At 60.1% G+C, this 19002-nt stretch carries 20 protein-coding genes; 8 read left to right on the top strand and 12 right to left on the bottom strand.

Going from position 1 to position 19002, the window contains the following annotated elements; genetic code table 11:
- The gene (gene ispG, locus D1224_RS06500) at positions 1-1185 is read right to left on the bottom strand and encodes a flavodoxin-dependent (E)-4-hydroxy-3-methylbut-2-enyl-diphosphate synthase (RefSeq protein WP_407647454.1); all 1185 of its coding nucleotides are present in this window, start codon (positions 1183-1185) and stop codon (positions 1-3) included.
- Positions 1186-1252: 67 nt separating this feature from the next.
- Between ispG and D1224_RS06495 the strand changes: the two genes are divergently transcribed.
- Positions 1253-1921 (top strand): TadE/TadG family type IV pilus assembly protein, encoded by a 669-nt coding sequence (locus D1224_RS06495; protein WP_233350424.1) that lies wholly within the window; start codon positions 1253-1255, stop codon positions 1919-1921.
- A gap of 3 nt (positions 1922-1924) precedes the next feature.
- Positions 1925-2464 (top strand): TadE/TadG family type IV pilus assembly protein, encoded by a 540-nt coding sequence (locus D1224_RS06490; protein WP_119379084.1) that lies wholly within the window; start codon positions 1925-1927, stop codon positions 2462-2464.
- Here D1224_RS06490 and D1224_RS06485 read toward each other — a convergent pair.
- From D1224_RS06485 to D1224_RS16590, 4 genes are all read right to left on the bottom strand, one after another.
- Entirely contained in the window at positions 2461-3954 is a 1494-nt protein-coding gene (locus D1224_RS06485) for an MFS transporter (RefSeq protein ID WP_119379083.1), read from the bottom strand. The two genes, D1224_RS06490 and D1224_RS06485, sit on opposite strands and share 4 nt — an antisense overlap.
- 104 nt (positions 3955-4058) lie before the next feature.
- Positions 4059-4841 (bottom strand): tyrosine-protein phosphatase, encoded by a 783-nt coding sequence (locus tag D1224_RS06480; protein ID WP_119379082.1) that lies wholly within the window; start codon positions 4839-4841, stop codon positions 4059-4061.
- 70 nt (positions 4842-4911) lie between these two features.
- The gene (locus tag D1224_RS06475) at positions 4912-6363 is read right to left on the bottom strand and encodes an AMP nucleosidase (RefSeq protein WP_119379081.1); all 1452 of its coding nucleotides are present in this window, start codon (positions 6361-6363) and stop codon (positions 4912-4914) included.
- 30 nt (positions 6364-6393) lie between these two features.
- Positions 6394-8181 (bottom strand): hypothetical protein, encoded by a 1788-nt coding sequence (locus tag D1224_RS16590; RefSeq protein ID WP_233350423.1) that lies wholly within the window; start codon positions 8179-8181, stop codon positions 6394-6396.
- Between the two features lie 87 nt (positions 8182-8268).
- On the opposite strand from D1224_RS16590, the gene D1224_RS06465 reads away from it, so the two are divergent.
- The gene (locus D1224_RS06465) at positions 8269-9249 is read left to right on the top strand and encodes a glycosyltransferase (protein WP_119379080.1); all 981 of its coding nucleotides are present in this window, start codon (positions 8269-8271) and stop codon (positions 9247-9249) included.
- Entirely contained in the window at positions 9237-9638 is a 402-nt protein-coding gene (locus D1224_RS06460; RefSeq protein WP_119379079.1) for a GtrA family protein, read from the top strand. The genes D1224_RS06465 and D1224_RS06460 overlap by 13 nt, the downstream gene beginning before the upstream one ends.
- On the opposite strand, the gene D1224_RS06455 is transcribed toward D1224_RS06460, so the two are convergent.
- The 3 genes from D1224_RS06455 to D1224_RS06445 form a co-directional block, all read right to left on the bottom strand.
- Positions 9635-9910: a hypothetical protein gene (locus D1224_RS06455; RefSeq protein WP_119379078.1), complete on the bottom strand. Its 276-nt coding sequence runs from the start codon at positions 9908-9910 to the stop codon at positions 9635-9637. The two genes, D1224_RS06460 and D1224_RS06455, sit on opposite strands and share 4 nt — an antisense overlap.
- A gap of 63 nt (positions 9911-9973) precedes the next feature.
- Positions 9974-10837, bottom strand: a complete 864-nt coding sequence (locus tag D1224_RS06450) for a hypothetical protein (RefSeq protein WP_119379077.1) — start codon at positions 10835-10837, stop codon at positions 9974-9976.
- A 151-nt stretch (positions 10838-10988) separates the two neighbouring features.
- Positions 10989-11810: a ZIP family metal transporter gene (locus D1224_RS06445; protein ID WP_119379076.1), complete on the bottom strand. Its 822-nt coding sequence runs from the start codon at positions 11808-11810 to the stop codon at positions 10989-10991.
- Positions 11811-11954: 144 nt separating this feature from the next.
- Here D1224_RS06445 and D1224_RS06440 point away from each other — a divergent pair, with 144 nt between their 5' ends.
- The 4 genes from D1224_RS06440 to D1224_RS06425 all read left to right on the top strand — a co-directional run bounded on the left by D1224_RS06440 (position 11955) and on the right by D1224_RS06425 (position 15394).
- Entirely contained in the window at positions 11955-12659 is a 705-nt protein-coding gene (locus D1224_RS06440; protein ID WP_119379075.1) for a ZrgA family zinc uptake protein, read from the top strand.
- A 7-nt stretch (positions 12660-12666) separates the two neighbouring features.
- Positions 12667-13371: an ABC transporter ATP-binding protein gene (locus D1224_RS06435; protein WP_119379074.1), complete on the top strand. Its 705-nt coding sequence runs from the start codon at positions 12667-12669 to the stop codon at positions 13369-13371.
- Positions 13371-14639 (top strand): ABC transporter permease, encoded by a 1269-nt coding sequence (locus D1224_RS06430; RefSeq protein ID WP_182482189.1) that lies wholly within the window; start codon positions 13371-13373, stop codon positions 14637-14639. The genes D1224_RS06435 and D1224_RS06430 overlap by 1 nt, the downstream gene beginning before the upstream one ends.
- 71 nt (positions 14640-14710) lie before the next feature.
- Positions 14711-15394: a DUF3299 domain-containing protein gene (locus D1224_RS06425; RefSeq protein WP_119379073.1), complete on the top strand. Its 684-nt coding sequence runs from the start codon at positions 14711-14713 to the stop codon at positions 15392-15394.
- 81 nt (positions 15395-15475) lie between these two features.
- Here the strand turns inward: D1224_RS06425 and mscL are convergent, their stop codons facing one another.
- The 4 genes from mscL to cmk form a co-directional block, all read right to left on the bottom strand.
- The gene (gene mscL / locus D1224_RS06420; RefSeq protein ID WP_119379072.1) at positions 15476-15898 is read right to left on the bottom strand and encodes a large conductance mechanosensitive channel protein MscL; all 423 of its coding nucleotides are present in this window, start codon (positions 15896-15898) and stop codon (positions 15476-15478) included.
- 108 nt (positions 15899-16006) lie between these two features.
- Positions 16007-16306 (bottom strand): integration host factor subunit beta, encoded by a 300-nt coding sequence (locus D1224_RS06415; RefSeq protein ID WP_119379071.1) that lies wholly within the window; start codon positions 16304-16306, stop codon positions 16007-16009.
- 111 nt (positions 16307-16417) lie between these two features.
- Positions 16418-18160, bottom strand: coding sequence for a 30S ribosomal protein S1 (gene rpsA, locus D1224_RS06410; protein WP_119379070.1), 1743 nt, complete (start codon positions 18158-18160; stop codon positions 16418-16420).
- 129 nt (positions 18161-18289) lie between these two features.
- Positions 18290-18922: a (d)CMP kinase gene (gene cmk / locus D1224_RS06405; protein ID WP_119379069.1), complete on the bottom strand. Its 633-nt coding sequence runs from the start codon at positions 18920-18922 to the stop codon at positions 18290-18292.
- Positions 18923-19002: the final 80 nt, after the last annotated feature.

Here is a 19002-nt window from a genome sequence, read left to right as displayed (position 1 = left end):
CTACTCGGCCGCAATGGTGTCGCCTTCTTCGCGCTGAGCTTTGAGACGTTCGGCCTTCTGCTCGACCAGCTCGACGATGTGCTCGACCATGTCGGCATTGGAGACGTTATGGTCGGGGCGACCGGAGATATACATCTTGCCACTCTCCTTGCCGCCGCCGGTAAATCCGAGATCGGTCATTGCGGCTTCGCCGGGACCGTTCACAACGCAGCCAATGATGGAGAGCGAAATTGGCTCGGAAATATGAGCCAGCCGGTCTTCCAGAGTTTCGACAGTCTTGATGACGTCAAAGCCCTGGCGCGCACAGCTAGGGCAGGCGATGATGTTCACGCCGCGGGTGCGCAGACCTAGCGACTTCAGCATGTCGAAGCCGACTTTCACTTCTTCGACCGGGTCAGCCGACAGCGACACACGGATCGTGTCGCCAATCCCCATCCAGAGCAGATTGCCCATGCCGATGGAGGATTTGACTGTCCCTGTGCGAAGTCCGCCCGCCTCTGTGATGCCGAGGTGGAGCGGCGCGTCGGTCACTTCCGCCAGCTGCTGGTAGGCAGCCACAGTGAGGAACATGTCGGAGGCTTTGACCGATATCTTGTAGTCATGAAAGCCAAGATCATCGAGAATGCGTGCATGGTCGAGCGCGCTTTCCACCATCGCGTCCGGGCATGGCTCTCCATACTTTTCCAGAAGGTGGCGCTCCAGTGAGCCTCCATTTACACCGATGCGGATAGAACAACCATTGGCGCGGGCTGCGTTCACGACTTCTTTCACTCGGTCCGGGCTGCCGATATTGCCTGGATTGATACGCAGGCAGGCGGCGCCTGCATCTGCCGCTTCAACGCCGCGCTTATAGTGAAAGTGAATGTCCGCTACGATCGGTACCGGGCTGTTCCTGCAGATTTCCGGCATGGCCGCCGTCGATTCCACCGTTGGGCAGGAGACGCGAACGATGTCGGCGCCCGCTTCAGCGCAGCGCTCGATCTGCGCGATGGTCGCGGCGGCGTCCTCGGTCGGCGTGTTGGTCATTGTCTGCACGGCGATCGGCGCATCACCGCCCACCTCGACACTGCCGACGCGGATTTTGCGCGATTTGCGCCGCTCGATAGAGCGCCAGGGCCTGATGGGATTGTGGCTCATCGCTTCACCTCGATGCGAGCAGAATTTCAAGCCTATGTGGGCAATCATGATGGCGAGGTAAAGGCGCCGTGATGACTCAGGCGCCGACAGGGCAGGTGCGAGAGCCACTGGATAGATGAAATTTCATATACCGGCTGAACCCGGCCGAAACTACGAGCTGCTAGCACTCTACGGGTCGATAGAGGCGCTCGCTCCGCCGCATCAGGGTAGTATCCGTATGTTTCCACCTGTGTTTCCAGGTATCATGGCGCCAAGGCTTCTGGAGAAGCTGCGCGACTGGGCCGGCGACCGCCGCGGCGTTGCCGCGGTCGAGTTCGCCATGATCGCCGCGCCGTTCTTCTTTCTGATTTTCGGTCTGCTGGAGATCTGCGTGATCTTCATCATGTCTTCCGTGCTGGAGCACGGCCTCAATGAAGCGGCCCGCGGTATCCGCACAGGCCAGCTTCAGAGTGGTGGCAGCTTTGACCGCGACGCGTTCGAGGAGATCATCTGCGCCGAGATTTTCGACCTGTTCCAGTGCGAAGGCGCAATCGAGCTCGACGTCAAAACCTATAGCGACTTTGCATCGACCTCGAACCCGTCAGCCATTGATGATGAAGGCAATCTCGATACCGAGGACTTTGACTTCAATCCGGGCGGGGCGAACGACATAGTCGTGGTTCGCGCCTTCTATGAGTGGGAGCTCATGACGCCCGTCCTGAGCGCACCGCTTGCCAATCTCAGTGAAAACCGCCGGCTGCTTCAGGCCACCGTCGTCTTCCGCAATGAACCGTTCGGAGACTAGCAGATGCACCGTTTGATGAATGCCATCCGTTGCCTGCGGGCAGAAAACAAGGGCGTGTCCGCCATTGAGTTTGCGCTTATCGCGCCGGTCATGATCCTGATCTATTTCGCCTGTATCGAGCTCTCTTTCATGATGGTGCTGGACCGCAAGGTGACCAGCTCTGCGTCCGCGCTGGGGGACCTTGTCGCCCGCGCTGCGACCATCAATGACGATGAAATGGACGACATCTTCGAAGCGACGCGGATGATCTTCCAGCCGAACCCGATCTCTGATGCGCGCATGCGGATCTCGAGCCTCTATGACGATGAGGGCACGATCAAGGTTGCCTGGAGCGAGGGTCGCAACATGACGCCGTTCACCGTAGACTCGACGATCACCGTGCCAGATGGCATCGTACCCGAGGACGGGTCAGTGGTGTTCGCCGAGGTCGAGTACGACTACAACTCGACGCTCGGCTATTTCTTCACCACGTCGAAGACGCTGTCGGACGAGTTCTACCTGCGCCCACGCCGTACCGACCGGGTCGCCCGCGAAACCAGCTAGCTGTCCTTGTCGACGGCTGGATGGTGCGGTGAGTGCACCGTCGTCAGCACCATGAGGCCCAGCACGAAGAGCAGACCAATCGCGCTCATGCCGACACGCTGGTCGCCTGACCATTTGGTGAAAAGCTCGACCAGAAGCGGGCCGAGCCAGACCGTCACCGTGCCTGCAATCGCATAGAGCCCGAAAAACTCACCCACCCTGTCGCTTGGTGCGAGATGCACCAGCATGGACCGGCTGGACGAGATGCTGGCCGTCGCCGTCACGGCAATAAAGACAGCCGTGCTGAGATAGACGACATCAGACAGCGTGTTGAAGATCGGACCGTCCCAGATCTCGAAACCCGGTACCAGACCATAGAGAATAGAGTTTGGTGTGATCGAGAGCTGAAAGGCCAGGGTCGCGATCATACCGGTGATCTCGATCATCAGGGCCCGTTTCGGACCAACCAGCCCGTCCAGCCAGCCCCCGACAATCCCGCCGCCAAAGGCAAAGAAGGAGGCGAGGATGGCATAGGCGGACAGCTCAACGACATTCCACTCGAGATACAGCCCGATGAAGACGCCGCCGAGCGCGAGAAGGGCCTGCATGCCGTCGGCATAGAGCATCCGCGCGGCAAGATATTTCAGGATTTCCTTATTGTCCGAAGCATTGCGCATCGTCCGGAAGATGCCTGCCGCACCGTTCTTTGCAGCCTTGGTCCAGTTGGCGCCGCGCGTGCCGCCATCGTCAGAATAGAGGAAGAAGGGAATAGAGAAGATAACCAGCCAGATCGCGCAGATCGGCCCGACGAGGCGCTGATGCTCGCCATTGGCGACGTTGATGCCGAAGAGCGGCGCGTCGAAGGGCCAGCCAACCAGCGCAGGCATGGCGAAAGACAGCACGATGAACAGCATCAGGATCGCGCCGGCGAGATTGCCCAGCGCGAGACCAAGCCCGGAAATCGCCGGCAACGCGCTGGCCCGGCCATTCACGTTCAGCATCGAATTGTGGGTGACTTCCGAATAGGTATAGCCAAGCGCCGCGAGGACGAGTGCGCTCATCCCCATCCAGATCGGCATGCCGCTGCCATCAGGTTTCACCCACCAGAGTGAAAACGACATGACAGCAATCAGGCCGAGAAAGACGACGAGCAGCGGCTTGCGGCGGCCACCGCGGTCCAGCGCCGCGCCAAGGAAAGGCGCGGTAAAGGCAGCAATAAAGCCGGCATATTTGACCAGCGAGGAGATGGTCGCCTGACCTTCGGCGTTGGCTGCGGCGCGTTGAGCCGGGCCGTCGAGGCCATCAACCGCGCCGCTTGCAATCAGGTTCGCGCCGATAATGCCCGCAAAATAAGGCGCGAACAGATAGATGATGACAAGGATGTAGTAGGGGTTACGTGCCCATTCGAAGATCGCCCAGGCAAAGCCTCGCCTGTCCAGTGCGCCCCCAAGATCGAGCCGTGGTTCAGCGACAAGCGTTTCTGCCGGTGGCGGCGTGGCCTGGCTGCTCATTTCTCATTCCTCCCATGGCACCTTTTCGGAGCTCTGGGACCAGCGTCTGCCAAAAACAGGAAGTTGAAAAGTGCCTACGTGCCCATGCCGCCGCGTCAGGCGATCTAGGCCAGAAGCTTCTCGCGGATCGCCTCCCGCTTGGCATTATCGACGCCAAGCGCTGTCACCAGATAGGTATCTATGTCGCCTGACTGGTCTTTGATCGCGGCAATCGCCGCTTCGAGGAATTCGCGGTCCACGCCAACAAAGGGCTGATAGACAGCATTATCGAAATTTTTCGACAGCATGTCATTGAAATAGGCCGCTGCTTCCGGAAGCCGTTCTTCGACATTTGCCGCAGAATTGGTGAGCTCATAATCGACGAAGATATCGTCCATGGAGACGCCGAGTGCGTGATGGGTAAGGGCACAGAGAATGCCGGTACGGTCCTTGCCAGCCGCGCAGTTCACGAGCGCTGCGGTATCATCGTCCATATTCGCGAGGCGATCGAACCAGGCGGTATAGGTTTCCACCAGGGCGGGCCGGTAAGGTGCGTTGACGTAATAATCGCGCATCCAGCCGCGCGAGCTGTCGGCATCAATAGCCACCTGACGCAGGAAATTGACGTGCGGCGCATCGGTTTCGCGGCCAAGGTCTGAATAGAGCCGGTGAACACCTTGCACCGGCCACTTGTCGCCATGGCGCTCGCGCTCGTCGGGTCTGCGCAGGTCCGCCTGTAGGGTGATGTTGAACAGGTCGATTGCGGTCAGGTCATTGTCCGACGCTTCGCCGAAATGACCGGACCGGTAGAGCTTGCCAGATCTTATGCGCGCGCCATCGACGCCCTCATATCCACCAAAGTCACGAAAATTCCGCACGCCTTCGAGCGGCTTCACCCGGTCGTCCATATCATCTGCCTCTTGCCATCAATTCTGCAGGGTGAGCTAGGATGAACGCCCACAGGCGTCCACCCGCGCCCTAGCGGAAAGGCGGCTCGTCGAAGGCACGTAGCTTGCGCGAATGGAGCGCGGCCCCGCCATCGCGGGCAAGCCGCTCCAGCGTCTCGATACCGATGCGGATATGCTCTCCGATGGCCCGCTCATAAAAGCGGTTCGCCGCCCCGGGCAGCTTGATTTCACCATGCAGCGGCTTGTCGGACACGCATAGCAGGACGCCATACGGCACCCGCAGCCGGTAGCCGTTCGCAGCGATGGTCGCGCTTTCCATGTCGATGCCGATCGCGCGGGACTGGTTGAAGCGGCGGGCCGTTTCGGTGAAGCGCAGCTCCCAGTTACGGTCATCGGTCGTCACGACCGTCCCGGTGCGAAGGCGCTTTTTCAGGGCGTCGCCCTGTTCGCCTGTAACATCGGCGGCCGCCTGCTGAAGGGCGATCTGCACCTCTGCAATCGGTGGGACCGGGATGTCTGGCGGCAGGACGCCATCAAGGACATGATCATCGCGCAGATAGGCGTGGGCCAGCACATAGTCGCCGATCTGCTGGCTATGCCGAAGGCCGCCGCAATGGCCGACCATCAGCCAGCATTCGGGACGCAGGACTGCAAGGTGGTCGGTGATCGTTTTCGCATTGGACGGACCAACACCGATATTTACCAATGTGATGCCAGTCCGGTCTTCAGCCATCAGGTGATAAGCCGGCATCTGGAAACGTCGCCAGGGTGCCGCATCAATGGCTGATTTGGCGTCAGGCGTCTTGCCGTCGACGATAAGGCCGCCAGCGACAGACAGGCCGGTATAGCGCGATCCCTGCTCCAGCTGCTGAACGCCCCAGTCACAGAAGGCGTCGACGTACCGGTGATAGTTGGTGAACAGCACATAGCGCTGCATGTGCTCGACAGGCGTCCCGGTATAGTGCGCAAGGCGCTTCAGCGAATAATCGGTGCGGGGCCCGTCAAACAGCGCAAGCGGGCGCGTGGAGCCGGCTTCGTAAAGCTCACCATCAGCCACTTCGTCGCCGATTGCGGACAGGGTCGGGGAGGGGAACCAGCGGGCAAGCTCTGCAGGGTTTACCTCATCCAGCCCCTGCGCTTCGGCCTGATCCCAGACATAGGCGTACGGAATCTCAGACCCGGACGGCTTCACCTCAACCTCTACCGGGTAGTCGCGCATCAGGGGGCGAAGCTGCTCCAGCAGGTAAGGGCGATAATAGTCGGGCCGGGTAATGGTCGACATATAGGTGCCGGGTTCCGACATCTTGCCGAATGCGCGCGAAATCGGCGGCGGAGGACCTTCGGGATCATAGCGTATGATCAATGCGGGGTAACAGAAGGTTCGCGCGGTGCGCGTGTCTACAGGCGGCGCCTTGCCTTCGTGCAGATAGGTTTCAAGGCTGGAGGTGAGCGCATTGACGGCGTTCGAATAGACGGCCTCAAGCGCATCGACGACTTTTTCGGGCGTATCGAGTTTTGACATGCTTTCCGTTGCCGCAAAGCCTCCGCTGCGTCAATTGCGGTCGAAGACGATGCTGTAAAGGACAGGGTCGCCGGTCCTGTTATCTTGGGACGTCGTCGGGACCAGCCAGTTCGGCAGGTTGCCGCTTTCCAGCGCGGCTGCGAAACCGTTCGGCGCGCGCTCTGCATAGGCAGCCATCTCATTCAGGCCGGGGCAATAGAGAAGGTGGGTGGCGCCTGAGCGGGACATTTTTTCGCGGGCTCTCGAAACCGGGCCGGTATAAATGTTCAGCGTCCGCGACAGCGCATGTACATTGCGGTGGTAGGGGGCGGCCGTTGCATAATGCGGCGTATGGTAGATCAACGGCGCACCAAGATCGATCGGTGTGAAGACCACCATGCTCGGCGCAGCGGCGACCTGCGCCAGCGCCGCGGCAGAAGTACAGTCAAAGTCTGCTGTGTCAGTTTCTTCATCAGCGTCAGTCAGAAGAAGTCCCGGCAGGCGCCATCCCGCAGGCGATGCGAGCAATGCCACCAGTACGAGGATGAGCGCCGCTTTACCGCCGCGTCTGTTCCTCCAGTGCTGGAACGCAACGCCGGTCAGCAAGCCTCCGGCGATAGCAGCGAAGGCATGGGACATCATGGCCGCGCGCAGCTGCCAGAGAGAGATCACAAAGCCAAGAAGGCAGAAGGCGAGCAGGAAGCTGCGCGCAAGACGCAGGCCGTCCGGCGCTCGCAGCAGGCAGACTATCGCAGCGATGACGCCAGCCACGCCAAATCCGAAATAGAACATTGCCTGGGTTGCATCGTCGACAAATACCGCGGCGGCGTTGCGGGCCTCCCCGACGCCTGACAGCCAGCCAGTGCGCACATCATCAAGGACGCCTGCATACGGGTTGCCGAGGCAGGACGGATTGACGGCAATGAACGTCGCGAGCGCGACGGCGCCAGCCACGGTTATCAGAGCAAGGCGCAGGCGCCACGTGTCCGCAGATGGGGCGGCAGTCGCGATCACGAAAAGTCCGGCACCCCCGACGAGGAGCGCAACAAAGTGCGATTGTCCGTAGGCATCGCAAACGGCGCGCACACCTTGTGCCCCCGGCGCATCGAAGACGTATGTAAGAAGCGCTGCGACGACCAGCGTTGCACCAAAAATCCGCAAGCGCCCCACTTCTATGCCGCCGCGCACGACCCAGGCGATCGAGAAGCCTGCGATCAGGAAGGCAGCCGCCGGCAAGTTCTCGATTGCGACGCTCAGCATGACGGGGACGCACGCCCCGCCGATCAAAGCTGATCGCGCATTCCTTATCGGCGAGAGAAGCGCCGCGAACCCTGTCAGCGTGAGCACGAGCCCGAGGCCGTGATGGTCGACCCGGCCGGGGAGCAGGTTGAATAGCGCAAATGAGGTGGCAAGGAAGAACATGCCTGCAAGCTGGCCGCTGAGAGTCGCGCCAAGCCGCTTCAGGCAGACAGCAACCATGGCCAGCACCCAGCCAAGCTGCATCATCGGCCAAAGCGTTGCCGCCACGCCTTCTGCCATACGTGTGCCGATCAATGGCTGAAGCAGGAAGATAATGGCGGCAATGAAAAGGTCCGGCAGGCGAGACCAGTGCATTTCGCCGCCTTCGGGCGTCAGAAGCCGCCTCTGGCTGACGTCATACCAGCCCCGCTCGCCCGATAGCAGGTCACGAACCTGCTGCATGCGCATCATGTCGTCATTGCCGCGGAGGTCGCCGCCGAGCGTAGGGCCAGCCTGTAGGGCGACGAGGCCAACAGCGACGAGACCGAAGGCAATCAGCACCCATTTCGAGGCCAGGGGGGAAGGCTTTTCGCTCTGCATGCGCGCTCATCTTCAGGGCTGGCAGGCGTAACCAGCTGTTCACCTGGCCCTGTTAAACGACGAATGTGGTTACAGAAAGGTGACGCGATGAAGCGCGCGGCTGTTGAAACTTTTAATCCCCGTCCAGCCGCTGACCCGGCAGAAGCACGCATCGCCGTGACGCTGCCCTGCTATAATGAAGCTGCCACCATCGCCCAGGTTATCGAAGATTTTCGCAGCGCGCTCCCCGGCGCCGACATCTATGTTTTCGACAACAATTCCACCGATGCGACGGCGCAGATTGCGCGGGAAGCTGGCGCAATCGTCCGCACCGAAATCCGGCAGGGCAAAGGTCATGTCGTGCGCCGTATCTTCGCGGACATTGAGGCGGACATCTACGTTATGGCCGACGGTGACGGCACCTATGATGCCTCGCTCGCGCCAACGCTGGTTGAGCTGATGAAGAAGAACCATGTCGACATGGTTGTCGGCACGCGGGCTAATGTGACCAAGGATGCTGGCCGCGGCGGTCATGCCTTTGGCAACCGCATTTTCAACATGCTGTTCAATCGGCTGTTCGGTCGCCAGTTCAGCGACATCTTCTCTGGCTACCGTGTATTTTCCCGCCGGTTCGTGAAATCGTTTCCGGCAGTTTCTGGCGGCTTCGAGATTGAGACAGAGATGTCGGTTCATTCCTGCCAGATCGGCATTCCGACGCTGGAACGTCCAACGCCATACGGCGTGCGTCCCGAGGACTCGACTTCCAAACTCAAGACATTCCGGGACGGTTTCCGCATTCTCGGCATGTTCATGGTGCTGGCCAAGGAAACGCGTCCGGCAGCTTTCTTTGGCGCGATTGGCCTTGCGTTGACCCTGGCCGCGCTCTGTCTCGCGGCGCCGCTCGCTCTGACCTATCTTCAGACCGGCCTCGTGCCGCGTTTCCCGACGGCGGTCCTCTCCATGGGCCTCGTTATTGTTGCGACGGTGACGGCGGTTTGCGGCCTCATCCTCGACAGTCTTGCGCGCGCGCGCGTCGAGGCAAAACGCTCCGTCTTCCTCAGCTATCCTGCGCCCGAATGGAAGTCCTGATCCATCAGGTCCTGAAGGCCAGATTCGTACGTTTCGTTCTGGTCGGCGGGCTTGGCTTCGTCGCGGATGCTGGAACACTTTTCCTCCTGATTTCAGGCGGCGTTGGCCCTTTTGTCGCGCGTGTCGTTTCCATCCTGTTTGCCATGTTCGTGACCTGGCGACTCAACCGCGCCTTCACATTTGGCGCCAGTAGCGGCAGCCCGATTTCTGAAGCGGGACGGTACTTTTCCGTGGCAGCGAGCGTCGCAGCCCTCAACTATCTGCTCTATGCGGGCCTGCTCGTGATCGTGCCTTCATGCCCGCCGGTACTGGCCACGGCTATCGCGACACTCATCTGCACGCTCGCGTCATTTGCCGGGTATGGAAAATTTGCATTCCGCACGAGCTAGAGCCCGCTTGAGGCCAGCACGAGGAAAACAATTCCGTAAATCTGCAGGGCAAGAACACCCAATCCAGCGCCTAAGGCGAGGAAAAAGCGCGGCCAGCGGTCACCCTGGCTGAAAGCGAGAAGGCCTGCGCCCAGCGTCCCGATCAGGGTGGAAAGTGTCAGCGGATCAAGCCTGCCGAGCCCGATCAGCGAATCGAGTGCGTAGATAATAAAGGGGGCGCAGACCAGAAGGAGGCCTGACAGCATCAAAGGGATGGAAAGTGCCTTTGGCATCGGTGAAAGGCCCCCTGCCTCTGCCGTCTGAAAGTTTGACGGTCACAGCAGTGCCAGATTGACCTATTGGGTCAATAGCAGCGCGGGATCCTGAGGCTCAGCCAGCATCTGACGGGTGAGGATGCAGGTGGAATATTCCTTTTCGCCTTCCCTGTCCGGGTCTGCGAGGTAGGCCGTCAGCGATTGTTCAGCGAGTTCCTCCAGTTCTTCCTCGGTAAAGGCGTCCTCCGTGCGCGCGAGAAGGCGGCGCGACTGGCACCTGACAAAGCGAAGATGTGAGATGGGTTTTGCGTCCTCGCCAGCGGTTAGCTGATGGAGGGCGTTGAGCTGCTCGCTCGACTGCAAGGTCAGCACGCCGGGCCAGCCGGGGCCATCAGGTTGCGCCAGCCAGATATGAGTGGCTCCCGTCGACGCGCGCTGCCGCGTAAAGCGGATCGCGTGAATTGTCCCACTGCGGACCCTGAAAGTGCCCACATCCGCGCCGCGATGTTCGAGGCGCCGGATCCAGAGGGCGATGGCCCTGTCGCGCAGGGCCCAGGCAACGTCGCTGTTTCCGGTATGAAGTTCGCCCGCCGCCGCCATGAAGAGGGCATCGCTCTCGCGCATGGCGCCGGCCTTGCGAAAGTGTTGGACGGAGACCTCTGGAAGCCCTTCCCAGCCTGCGGCCATACCGGCAACCTGATGGGCACTTGGTACTTCCGGGCGGTTCGGACAGCGGGTAATGAAGTCCTCGGTGACACGGCGGATATAGGCGGGCGTTCCCTCCTCGTCCGGCGCGTCGAGCTGCATCTGCCAGGCAAGGGCATCGTTGAGGCCGCAGGCCGGGGAGGCGGGCGTTTCGGCGAACGCGTAGCGGCTGGCGCCGCAATACATGGAGACGAGCGATACGATCAGCGCACTGGTGTATCTTCCGATTTTGTCCCGCATTCATCCGCGCTCCGGTAACCTTTTGGTAACCGTTGCAAATGTGGTGCCGGAGCGGTGCAGTGATGGTGCAGTGGCGGTGTACTGGCGGTGTTTTTCGAAGGCGTCTCCAGAAAACGATAGTCGTCAGCGCCAAAGCGCGAGCTGAGCCCGCTTACATCCGTGAGAAATCAGGCTGGTCCATGCCAGGGGCGTGGTCGTGATCATCATCGTGGACGGTATTCATATCATGATGGTGCCCACCATGGATGGGGGCGAGGAAGATCACCATTGCCGCGACAACTCCTGCGGCAATAGCGCCGAGGCCCCGTGCGGGTCTGGTTTCCTTGAGCGGGGCCATGAGGGGGCCGGTCGCGACGAACAGAAGAAGCCCCGCCGACATTGCGAACAGAGCGCCGAGCAATTCCGGCTCCAGCATGAACATGATGGGCGCTGAGACAAGCGCCCCTGCAGGCGTCGTGGCCGCGGCGGCCAGAAAGGCGATCCAGAACGCCTTCATGTTGCTGACCCCGGCCCGCTTCATGATCGCAAAGGCGATCACGCCTTCCGGGAACTCATGGAGGATGAGGCCAAGGGAGGCATAGAGGCCGGACTCGAAGCTGTTCGCAAATGTGACCGCATAGATGATGCCGTCGATGAAGGAGTGAGAGGCGATGGCGATAATCGGGGTGAAGGCGATGTTCACGGGCTTGCGCCCGGGCCGTTCGGGAAAGAGGAGCGCAACAGCATTGTGAAGAAGGAGGCCCCCGAAAAAGCCTGCCGCAAGCCAGACAGGCGCCTGCTGCGAAAGATGAAAAGCTTCTGGAATGATGTGAAGGAAGGCGAGCGTTGCGAGCATGCCGGCAGCGGCAAGCCCGAAAATCGACGCGTTTCTTTCTGTCCATGTCGCGCGGCGGGCCACGATCACCAGGCCGACCGTCGTGACGGAAGCGGCAATGAGTCCAAATAGCAAAGGCGCTTGCAGGTAAGACAGCATGGACTTGGATTGCCTGACTTGCTCTTTATGTCCGCGAGCGGGCGAACTTGCATTAATGCACGATTGCTGATTGAGACGTTATAGTATCTCATTTATGGATTGCGAGCCCATACACCCCGATGGTGGCGCGCGAAAGGGAGTATCATGAAGTATTGCAGTGCAAGCTTTGTCGTATTGGCTTCAGCCGCCATGCTGGCCGCCTGTGGTGTCGAGGCGGGCTCCGATGCGTCTGAACCGCAGGAAACGACCGAGACCGAGATAAATGTCGAAGAGGAAACGACCGAAATTGACATGGTCGATGGCGAGACGGACGAAATGGTCATCGAAACCGAAGATCACGCTCATGTAGAGCGCGCTTCAGCCGAAGGTGATCACAACGACCATGACCGCGATCAATCGGCAGATGAACCTGCCGTGCGGCTAGGTAGCCATCAGCATGGCTATGCGATGCTTGCGGTCACTGTGCAGAACAGCACAATTTCGATTTCCTTCGATGCACCACTCGCTTCCGTCGGCGCGCCCGAGAGCCCGCAGACCGATGAAGATCAGGCCAAGATTGAAGCGGTACAGGAAACGCTGCGAGACGAGACGAATATTGTGAATCTTGTTGGCGATGTCGGATGCGATCTGGTTTCCCGGTCCATGTCGACGCGTCTCGCGAACGGCCACGGCGAACTTCAGGCATCAGCAGATTATGACTGCGCGGATGTTGGCGCGCTCAAGGCTATCCGCGTCGTGGCGTTCAATGCGTATCCGACCTTGTCAGAGGTCGAGACAGTCTATGTTTCGGATGTGACGCAGACGAGTGCAGAGCTTACACGTTCGAACCCGGAACTCAGGATCAACTAGACCTATCGTGACGACACCGCCTGTCATCGATCTCATTGATTTACGCTTCGCCTGGCAGGATGGTCCGACCCTGCTCGACATTCCCGGCTTCAGGGTAGAGGCCGGAGAACGTGTGTTCCTGCGTGGGCCCAGCGGCTCTGGAAAATCCACCTTGCTTGGCCTGATTGCTGGCGTGCTTGAGCCGCAATCCGGCAAGGTAGAAGTGCTGGGCCATGACATGATGGCGCTGAGCGGGCCGAAGCGAGATGCGTTGCGGGCGGACCGGCTGGGTGTCATCTTCCAGATGTTCAACCTCGTGCCGTACCTGTCGCTTGTCCAGAATGTGACCTTGCCCTGCAGGTTTTCGTCGCCCCGTCGGCAGGCGGCAGGCGGGGAAGGGCAGTTGCACGAGGAGGCGGTGAGGCTGCTCTCACGCCTCGGCCTCAGCGGCGAGCGTCTGCTCGCCCGTCCTGTAACAGAACTTTCAGTCGGCCAGCAGCAGCGCGTCGCGGTTGCCCGCGCGCTTATTGGGGGTCCGGATCTTATCATTGCTGACGAGCCGACGTCTGCGCTCGATGCTGATGCACGTGATCGCTTCATTGAGCTGTTGAATGAGGAAGCGAGCCGCTCTGGTTCAGCCCTTCTTTTCGTTAGCCACGATGCGTCGCTCGCAGGGCATTTTGACCGCAGCGTGGACCTGTCAGAGATCAACCGCGCGAAGGGAGGCATCTGATGGGCTTATCCATTCTGGGCCTTGCCTGGCGCAGCCTGATGAACCGGCGAGGATCGGCGCTGCTGACAATTCTCGCCGTGGCCTTGTCCGTCGCGCTCTTCCTGGGCGTCGACAAGGTTCGAAATGGCGCGCGGGCCGGCTTCGACAATACGATTTCGGGGACCGACCTGATTGTCGGCGCGCCTACAGGTCAGATAAATTTGCTGCTCTATTCGGTTTTCCGACTGGGGAGCGCGACCGCTGAAATTAGTTGGGACACGTATGAATCGATTGATGGGCGCGATGACGTTGCATGGACGATCCCACTATCGCTTGGCGACAATCATCGTGGCTTCCGCGTGGTCGGCACGAATGAGTCCTATTTCGAACACTACCGTCATGGCGGTGGCAATCAGCTTCGCGTTTCGGAAGGCAGGCTTTTCAGCGATATTTACGAAACGGTCATCGGCGCGGATGTCGCCGAAGAGCTGGACTATTCGATCGGCAGCGAGCTGGTCCTGACGCATGGCCTCGGCGCTGGTGGCTTGACCGACCATGAGGACAAACCGTTTATCGTCACAGGCATTCTGTCGCCGACCGGGACCCCCGTAGACCGGTCTATCCATGTGCCGCTTGAGGGAATTACCGCAATACATGTCGGCTGGGAGAGCGGCACGCGTAGCCCGTTCGCCGATACGATCAGTGAGGATATGATCCGGGGCTTCGACCTGACGCCCAAGTCAGTCACGGCCGTATTCGTCGGACTGGAACAACGCGGCAGCCTGCTGCGCACGCAGCGGGCGCTGAACACGCAAGGCGGTGAGCCATTGCTGGCAATCATTCCCGGCGTGGCGCTTGGCGAATTGTGGCAGGTAACGGGGATTGTCGAGCGTGCACTCATCGCGGTGTCGGTCTTCGTGATCGCAGTTGGCCTCGTTTCTGTGCTGACCAGCATCCTGACGAGCCTCAACGAACGACGCCGGGAAATGGCGATCCTGCGGGCGACGGGCGCGCGGCCCGGACATATCTTTTTCCTGATGGTGGCCGAAGCGGCCCTTTTGGGCCTTTGCGGCGCAATTTCCGGCGTTATGCTTGTGCAGCTTGGCCTGCTTATCGCGGGGCCAATGCTGTCGTCCGCCTATGGCATCTCCATTGGCGGGCTTGGTATTTCGGCCATTGATGGCTGGACGGTTCTCGCAGTGTTCGGCGCGGCAACCCTGATCGGGACGATCCCGGCGGTCATGGCGCTCCGCCGGTCGCTGGCTGACGGACTGACAGTGAAACTCTAGCCATAAGAGGATGGGCGCTAATCCTGAACTTGCCTGTAGCAGCGGGCTCTGGGACGCACTATTTTGAACGCATGAAACATTTTCACCCTCTACTCTCCGCCGCCAGTCTGTTGGTCATCGCAGCCTGTGGCGGCGAGACCAGTGAAGCGGCCCAGCCGCAACCTGATACGCCGGAAGTGACTGAACCTACCGGCCAGTCTTCCGCGAGCGAGCCTGAAATTGGCGATCCGGTGCCGGAACCTGAAAGTTCGTCTCTGGCGCAACAGGCCCAGCGTGACGCTGAGCTGGAAGCACGCGGTGTGACCGAAATCGGTTGGGAAGAACTGATGCCGGAGGGCGAGGAAGAACGCATCGCCGAAATGTATCAGGCGCAAATGGCGCGGCTATATTCTGGCGGCGGCATTGCCGAAGGCTCCGCCGCCGACCAGGCCATCCAGATCGGCACATTCAATGTCGTCGACGACCTTGATGGCATGAAGATACGCCTGCCCGGATACACGGTGCCGTTTGATTACGGGTCTGAGGCGGAAATCTCCGAATTCCTTCTGGTGCCGTATTACGGCGCCTGTCTGCATGCCCCGCCGCCGCCGCCAAACCAGACGGTGTTTGTCGAGACCGAAGACAAGATCAAGCTTCGCGACCTGTCGCAGGCGGTCTGGATCGAGGGAACCATCCGCACGGCCCGGCAGGATACAGAGCTGGCCGACGCAGCCTATACGATCGAGATGACCGGCTGGGAAATCTACGAATACTAGGTCGGTTTCGGCGATCGAAGATGCGAAAAGGGCGGCCCCATCGGAGCCGCCCTTTCTTGTTCTTGCGAAGGAAGTCTTGCCTTAGCTCTGCTGCTTAGCGAGCAGGTTGCGGATCTCTTCCAGAAGGACTTCCTCGCGCGGCGGCGGAGGCGCCTCTGCCGGGGCTTCTTCCTGCTTGCGCTTCATGTTGTTGATGCCCTTTACGACAAAGAACAGGGCAAGCGCCATGATCACAAAGGAGATCACGTTGTTGATGAAGAGGCCGTACGCGATGACCGGCGCCCCAGCTTCGTTCGCGGCCTCGAGCGACTCATACGTGCCGCCATCCAGCGGGTGGTGAAGATCGGCGAAGTCGACACCGCCGAGGACCAGGCCGAGCGGCGGCATGATGATGTCGTTTACGAGCGACTTCACGATGGTCGAGAACGCACCGCCAAGAATGAAACCAACGGCCAGATCGACCAGGTTTCCTTTCATTGCGAACTCTTTGAATTCCTTGAACATTAGAATGTCTCCCTGAGCATGCCGCCCCTACGGCAAACCCGATATTCCCAGCTTTGGACCTAGCGTCAACCAGTTGTGAGAGAATGACGGCCGTACAATAGCTCGAAACTATCGCGCTTCGGGATCGTCGCCGCCATTGACGCGCGCGCGCAATTCCTTGCCGGGCCGGAAGAAAGGCACGCGTTTGGCCTTCACTTCGACGGTCTCGCCAGTGCGGGGGTTCCTGCCGGTGCGCGGTTTTCGTTCCCTGACCGAAAAGGCACCGAAGCCGCGTAACTCGACGCGGTTACCGTCGGCCAGCGCATCAGCGATTTCATCAAGGATCACCGCGACGATCTTTTCCAGATCATCGTGCCGGAGATGCGAATATTCTTCTGCCAGACGGGCAATCAGTTCTGACCTGAGCATAACGTTGAATGTAAATGAAATTTGGGGCGGAAACCAGTGGCTCCGCCCCAAACTATGTCAGGTTTCTTCCGAATCGACCGGAATTACCAATAATTAAGCCGTTAAACAGGCCTAGTTATCGTCTTCGTCGATCTCATCCGGGGTCTCGGTGACCTTGTCGGAGGTCTCCTTGTCGTCGCCCGATGCGAGCGCGGCACCAAGAATGTCGCCGAGCGAGGCACCGCTGTCAGCAGAACCATACTGCTTGACGGCTTCCTGCTCCTCGGAGATTTCGAGCGCCTTGATCGAAACGGAGACGCGGCGCGAAGCCTTGTCCATCTGCGTGACCTTGGCGTCGATCTTGTCGCCGACAGAGAAACGCTCTGGGCGTTGCTCGGAACGGTCGCGGGACAGGTCTGAACGGCGGACGAAGGCCGTCATGGCCGGATCGCCGAACTGAACCTCGATGCCACCGGAGGTGACTTCGCTGACCGTACAGGTGACCGTGTCGCCGCGGCGAACGTCGAGATCGGACATCGGATCGCCCGAAAGCTGCTTGATGCCGAGCGAGATACGCTCTTTTTCGGTGTCGACGTCGAGCACCTTGGCGCGGACCTGATCGCCCTTGTTGAAGTTGGCGATCGCCTGCTCACCTGGCACATCCCACGAAATGTCGTTGATATGGACCATGCCGTCGAGCTCTGGGCCGAGACCAATGAAGAGACCGAACTCGGTAATGCCGCGAACTTCGCCTTCGACTTCCGTGCCCGGAGGGTGGTCGCCGAGGAATGCCGACCAAGGATTGTCCTGGGTCTGCTTGAGGCCAAGCGAGATACGACGCTTTTCGGAATCGACGTCGAGCACTTCGACGAGGACTTCCTGAGTGGTCGACACGATCTTGCCAGGATGGACGTTCTTCTTGGTCCAGCTCATTTCAGAGACGTGGATCAGGCCTTCGACGCCATCTTCAAGCTCAACGAACGCACCGTAATCGGTGATGTTCGTGACAACGCCTGGAAGACGGGTGCCGATGAGGTACTTGCTCTCGATGCCTTCCCAAGGATCGGCCTCGAGCTGTTTCATGCCGAGCGAAATACGCTGGGTTTCTTCGTTCACCTTGATGATCTGGACCTTCACCGTGTCGCCAACATTGACGACCTGGCTTGGGTGGTTGATCCGCTTCCAGCTCATGTCGGTGACGTGAAGGAGGCCGTCGATGCCGCCGAGATCAACGAACGCACCGTAATCGGTGATGTTCTTGACGACGCCGTCGCGGACATCGCCTTCGTTCATCGCTTCGACGATTTCTGCACGCTGTTCGGCGCGGCTCTCTTCAAGGATCGCACGGCGCGAGACAACAATGTTGCCACGGGCGCGGTCGAGCTTGAGGATTGCGAAAGGCTGAACTTCGCCCATCAGCGGGCCAACGTCGCGCACCGGGCGAATGTCGACCTGCGAACCAGGAAGGAACGCATTGACGCCGCCGAGATCGACGGTGAAACCGCCTTTGACACGGCCAGAGATCGCGCCTTTGACCGGCTCGTCCTTGTTGTAGCTGTCTTCCAGCTTGATCCAGCTCTCTTCGCGGCGCGCCTTGTCGCGCGAGAGAACGGCTTCGCCCATCAGGTTTTCGATACGCTCGAGGAAGACCTCGACAATGTCGCCCGGTTTCGGCTGCTCTTCTTCGAGCATGAATTCTTTAAGGGCGACGCGGCCTTCGACTTTCAAGCCGACATCGAGGATCAGGTTGTCGCCGGTGATGGCAACGACCGTTGCAGGGACCACACGGCCTTCCTGCAGAGTAGAAGCAGCCGCCGAGTCTTCGAACATAGAGGCGAAGTCGTCGGTGCTCGGATTCATTGTTTCAGTAGACATGTAAACTCCAGGTCCGACCCAAACGGGTTTATGACGCGCAAGCGGAATTGCTGGCGTAATCGCAGGGTCAGGGTCTTGAACGAGGCGGGCAGAGGTTTTTGGATTTGACGCCAGATGCGCCAGAACCTGCTAGCCGGTACGGGAGTTCGCCTTTTCGACGGCGGCCCGCGCCTTGTTCACAGCCGCGTCTATAGTCAGATCAGTCGTATCGATCAAGATCGCATCTGCGGCAGCGACCATCGGCGCGTCCTTGCGGTTGCGGTCGCGCTCATCGCGCTCTCGCAGCTGGGCCGTCAGCTCATCGAGCGTGATCGTGTCGCCAGCAGCTTCCAGCTCAGCGTGGCGGCGCCTGGCGCGCACTTCGACATCGGCATCGACCCAGAGTTTCACATCTGCTTCCGGGCAGACGACCGTGCCTATGTCACGACCATCAAGGATGGCACCGGTCGGTTGGTTCGCGAAGTTGCGCTGCAGCTCTAGCAGGGCGGCCCGCACCTCAGGCAGGACAGCAACCTTTGACGCCGCAAGGCCGGCATCTGCGGTGCGAAGTTCGGCTTCGGTGAAGAGCGACGGTTCCAGCTTCGAGGCGATTTCCGCAACCGCGGCAGCATCGCTGAGGTCAGCGCCGGCATTCATGGCGGCGACGCCTGTCGCGCGATAAAGACGGCCTGTGTCCATGTGCGGCAATGCGAACAGGTCCGACAAGCGGCGGGCAATCGTCCCCTTTCCGGAGGCGAGCGTTCCATCAATGGCAATAATCATGGCGCGGACAGATGCGCCATGTAGCCGGAAGGGTCAACCAGCCTTGCATTGCGGTGCAGTCACCTGTCAATTCGGGCTTC

Source organism: Henriciella barbarensis (assembly GCF_003576345.1).
GTDB lineage: Bacteria > Pseudomonadota > Alphaproteobacteria > Caulobacterales > Hyphomonadaceae > Henriciella > Henriciella barbarensis.
This window is presented reverse-complemented; position numbering and strand designations above follow the sequence as displayed.

Excerpts from the sequence above, each read along its gene's own strand:
- ispG (WP_407647454.1), bottom strand. The coding sequence starts at position 1,185 with ATGATTGCCCACATAGGCTTGAAATTCTGCTCGCATCGAGGTGAAGCG.
- D1224_RS06495 (WP_233350424.1), top strand. The coding sequence starts at position 1,253 with ATGAAATTTCATATACCGGCTGAACCCGGCCGAAACTACGAGCTGCTA.
- D1224_RS06490 (WP_119379084.1), top strand. The coding sequence starts at position 1,925 with ATGCACCGTTTGATGAATGCCATCCGTTGCCTGCGGGCAGAAAACAAG.
- D1224_RS06485 (WP_119379083.1), bottom strand. The coding sequence starts at position 3,954 with ATGAGCAGCCAGGCCACGCCGCCACCGGCAGAAACGCTTGTCGCTGAA.
- D1224_RS06480 (WP_119379082.1), bottom strand. The coding sequence starts at position 4,841 with ATGGACGACCGGGTGAAGCCGCTCGAAGGCGTGCGGAATTTTCGTGAC.
- D1224_RS06475 (WP_119379081.1), bottom strand. The coding sequence starts at position 6,363 with ATGTCAAAACTCGATACGCCCGAAAAAGTCGTCGATGCGCTTGAGGCC.
- D1224_RS16590 (WP_233350423.1), bottom strand. The coding sequence starts at position 8,181 with ATGCAGAGCGAAAAGCCTTCCCCCCTGGCCTCGAAATGGGTGCTGATT.
- D1224_RS06465 (WP_119379080.1), top strand. The coding sequence starts at position 8,269 with ATGAAGCGCGCGGCTGTTGAAACTTTTAATCCCCGTCCAGCCGCTGAC.
- D1224_RS06460 (WP_119379079.1), top strand. The coding sequence starts at position 9,237 with ATGGAAGTCCTGATCCATCAGGTCCTGAAGGCCAGATTCGTACGTTTC.
- D1224_RS06455 (WP_119379078.1), bottom strand. The coding sequence starts at position 9,910 with ATGCCAAAGGCACTTTCCATCCCTTTGATGCTGTCAGGCCTCCTTCTG.
- D1224_RS06450 (WP_119379077.1), bottom strand. The coding sequence starts at position 10,837 with ATGCGGGACAAAATCGGAAGATACACCAGTGCGCTGATCGTATCGCTC.
- D1224_RS06445 (WP_119379076.1), bottom strand. The coding sequence starts at position 11,810 with ATGCTGTCTTACCTGCAAGCGCCTTTGCTATTTGGACTCATTGCCGCT.
- D1224_RS06440 (WP_119379075.1), top strand. The coding sequence starts at position 11,955 with ATGAAGTATTGCAGTGCAAGCTTTGTCGTATTGGCTTCAGCCGCCATG.
- D1224_RS06430 (WP_182482189.1), top strand. The coding sequence starts at position 13,371 with ATGGGCTTATCCATTCTGGGCCTTGCCTGGCGCAGCCTGATGAACCGG.
- D1224_RS06425 (WP_119379073.1), top strand. The coding sequence starts at position 14,711 with ATGAAACATTTTCACCCTCTACTCTCCGCCGCCAGTCTGTTGGTCATC.
- mscL (WP_119379072.1), bottom strand. The coding sequence starts at position 15,898 with ATGTTCAAGGAATTCAAAGAGTTCGCAATGAAAGGAAACCTGGTCGAT.
- D1224_RS06415 (WP_119379071.1), bottom strand. The coding sequence starts at position 16,306 with ATGCTCAGGTCAGAACTGATTGCCCGTCTGGCAGAAGAATATTCGCAT.
- rpsA (WP_119379070.1), bottom strand. The coding sequence starts at position 18,160 with ATGTCTACTGAAACAATGAATCCGAGCACCGACGACTTCGCCTCTATG.
- cmk (WP_119379069.1), bottom strand. The coding sequence starts at position 18,922 with ATGATTATTGCCATTGATGGAACGCTCGCCTCCGGAAAGGGGACGATT.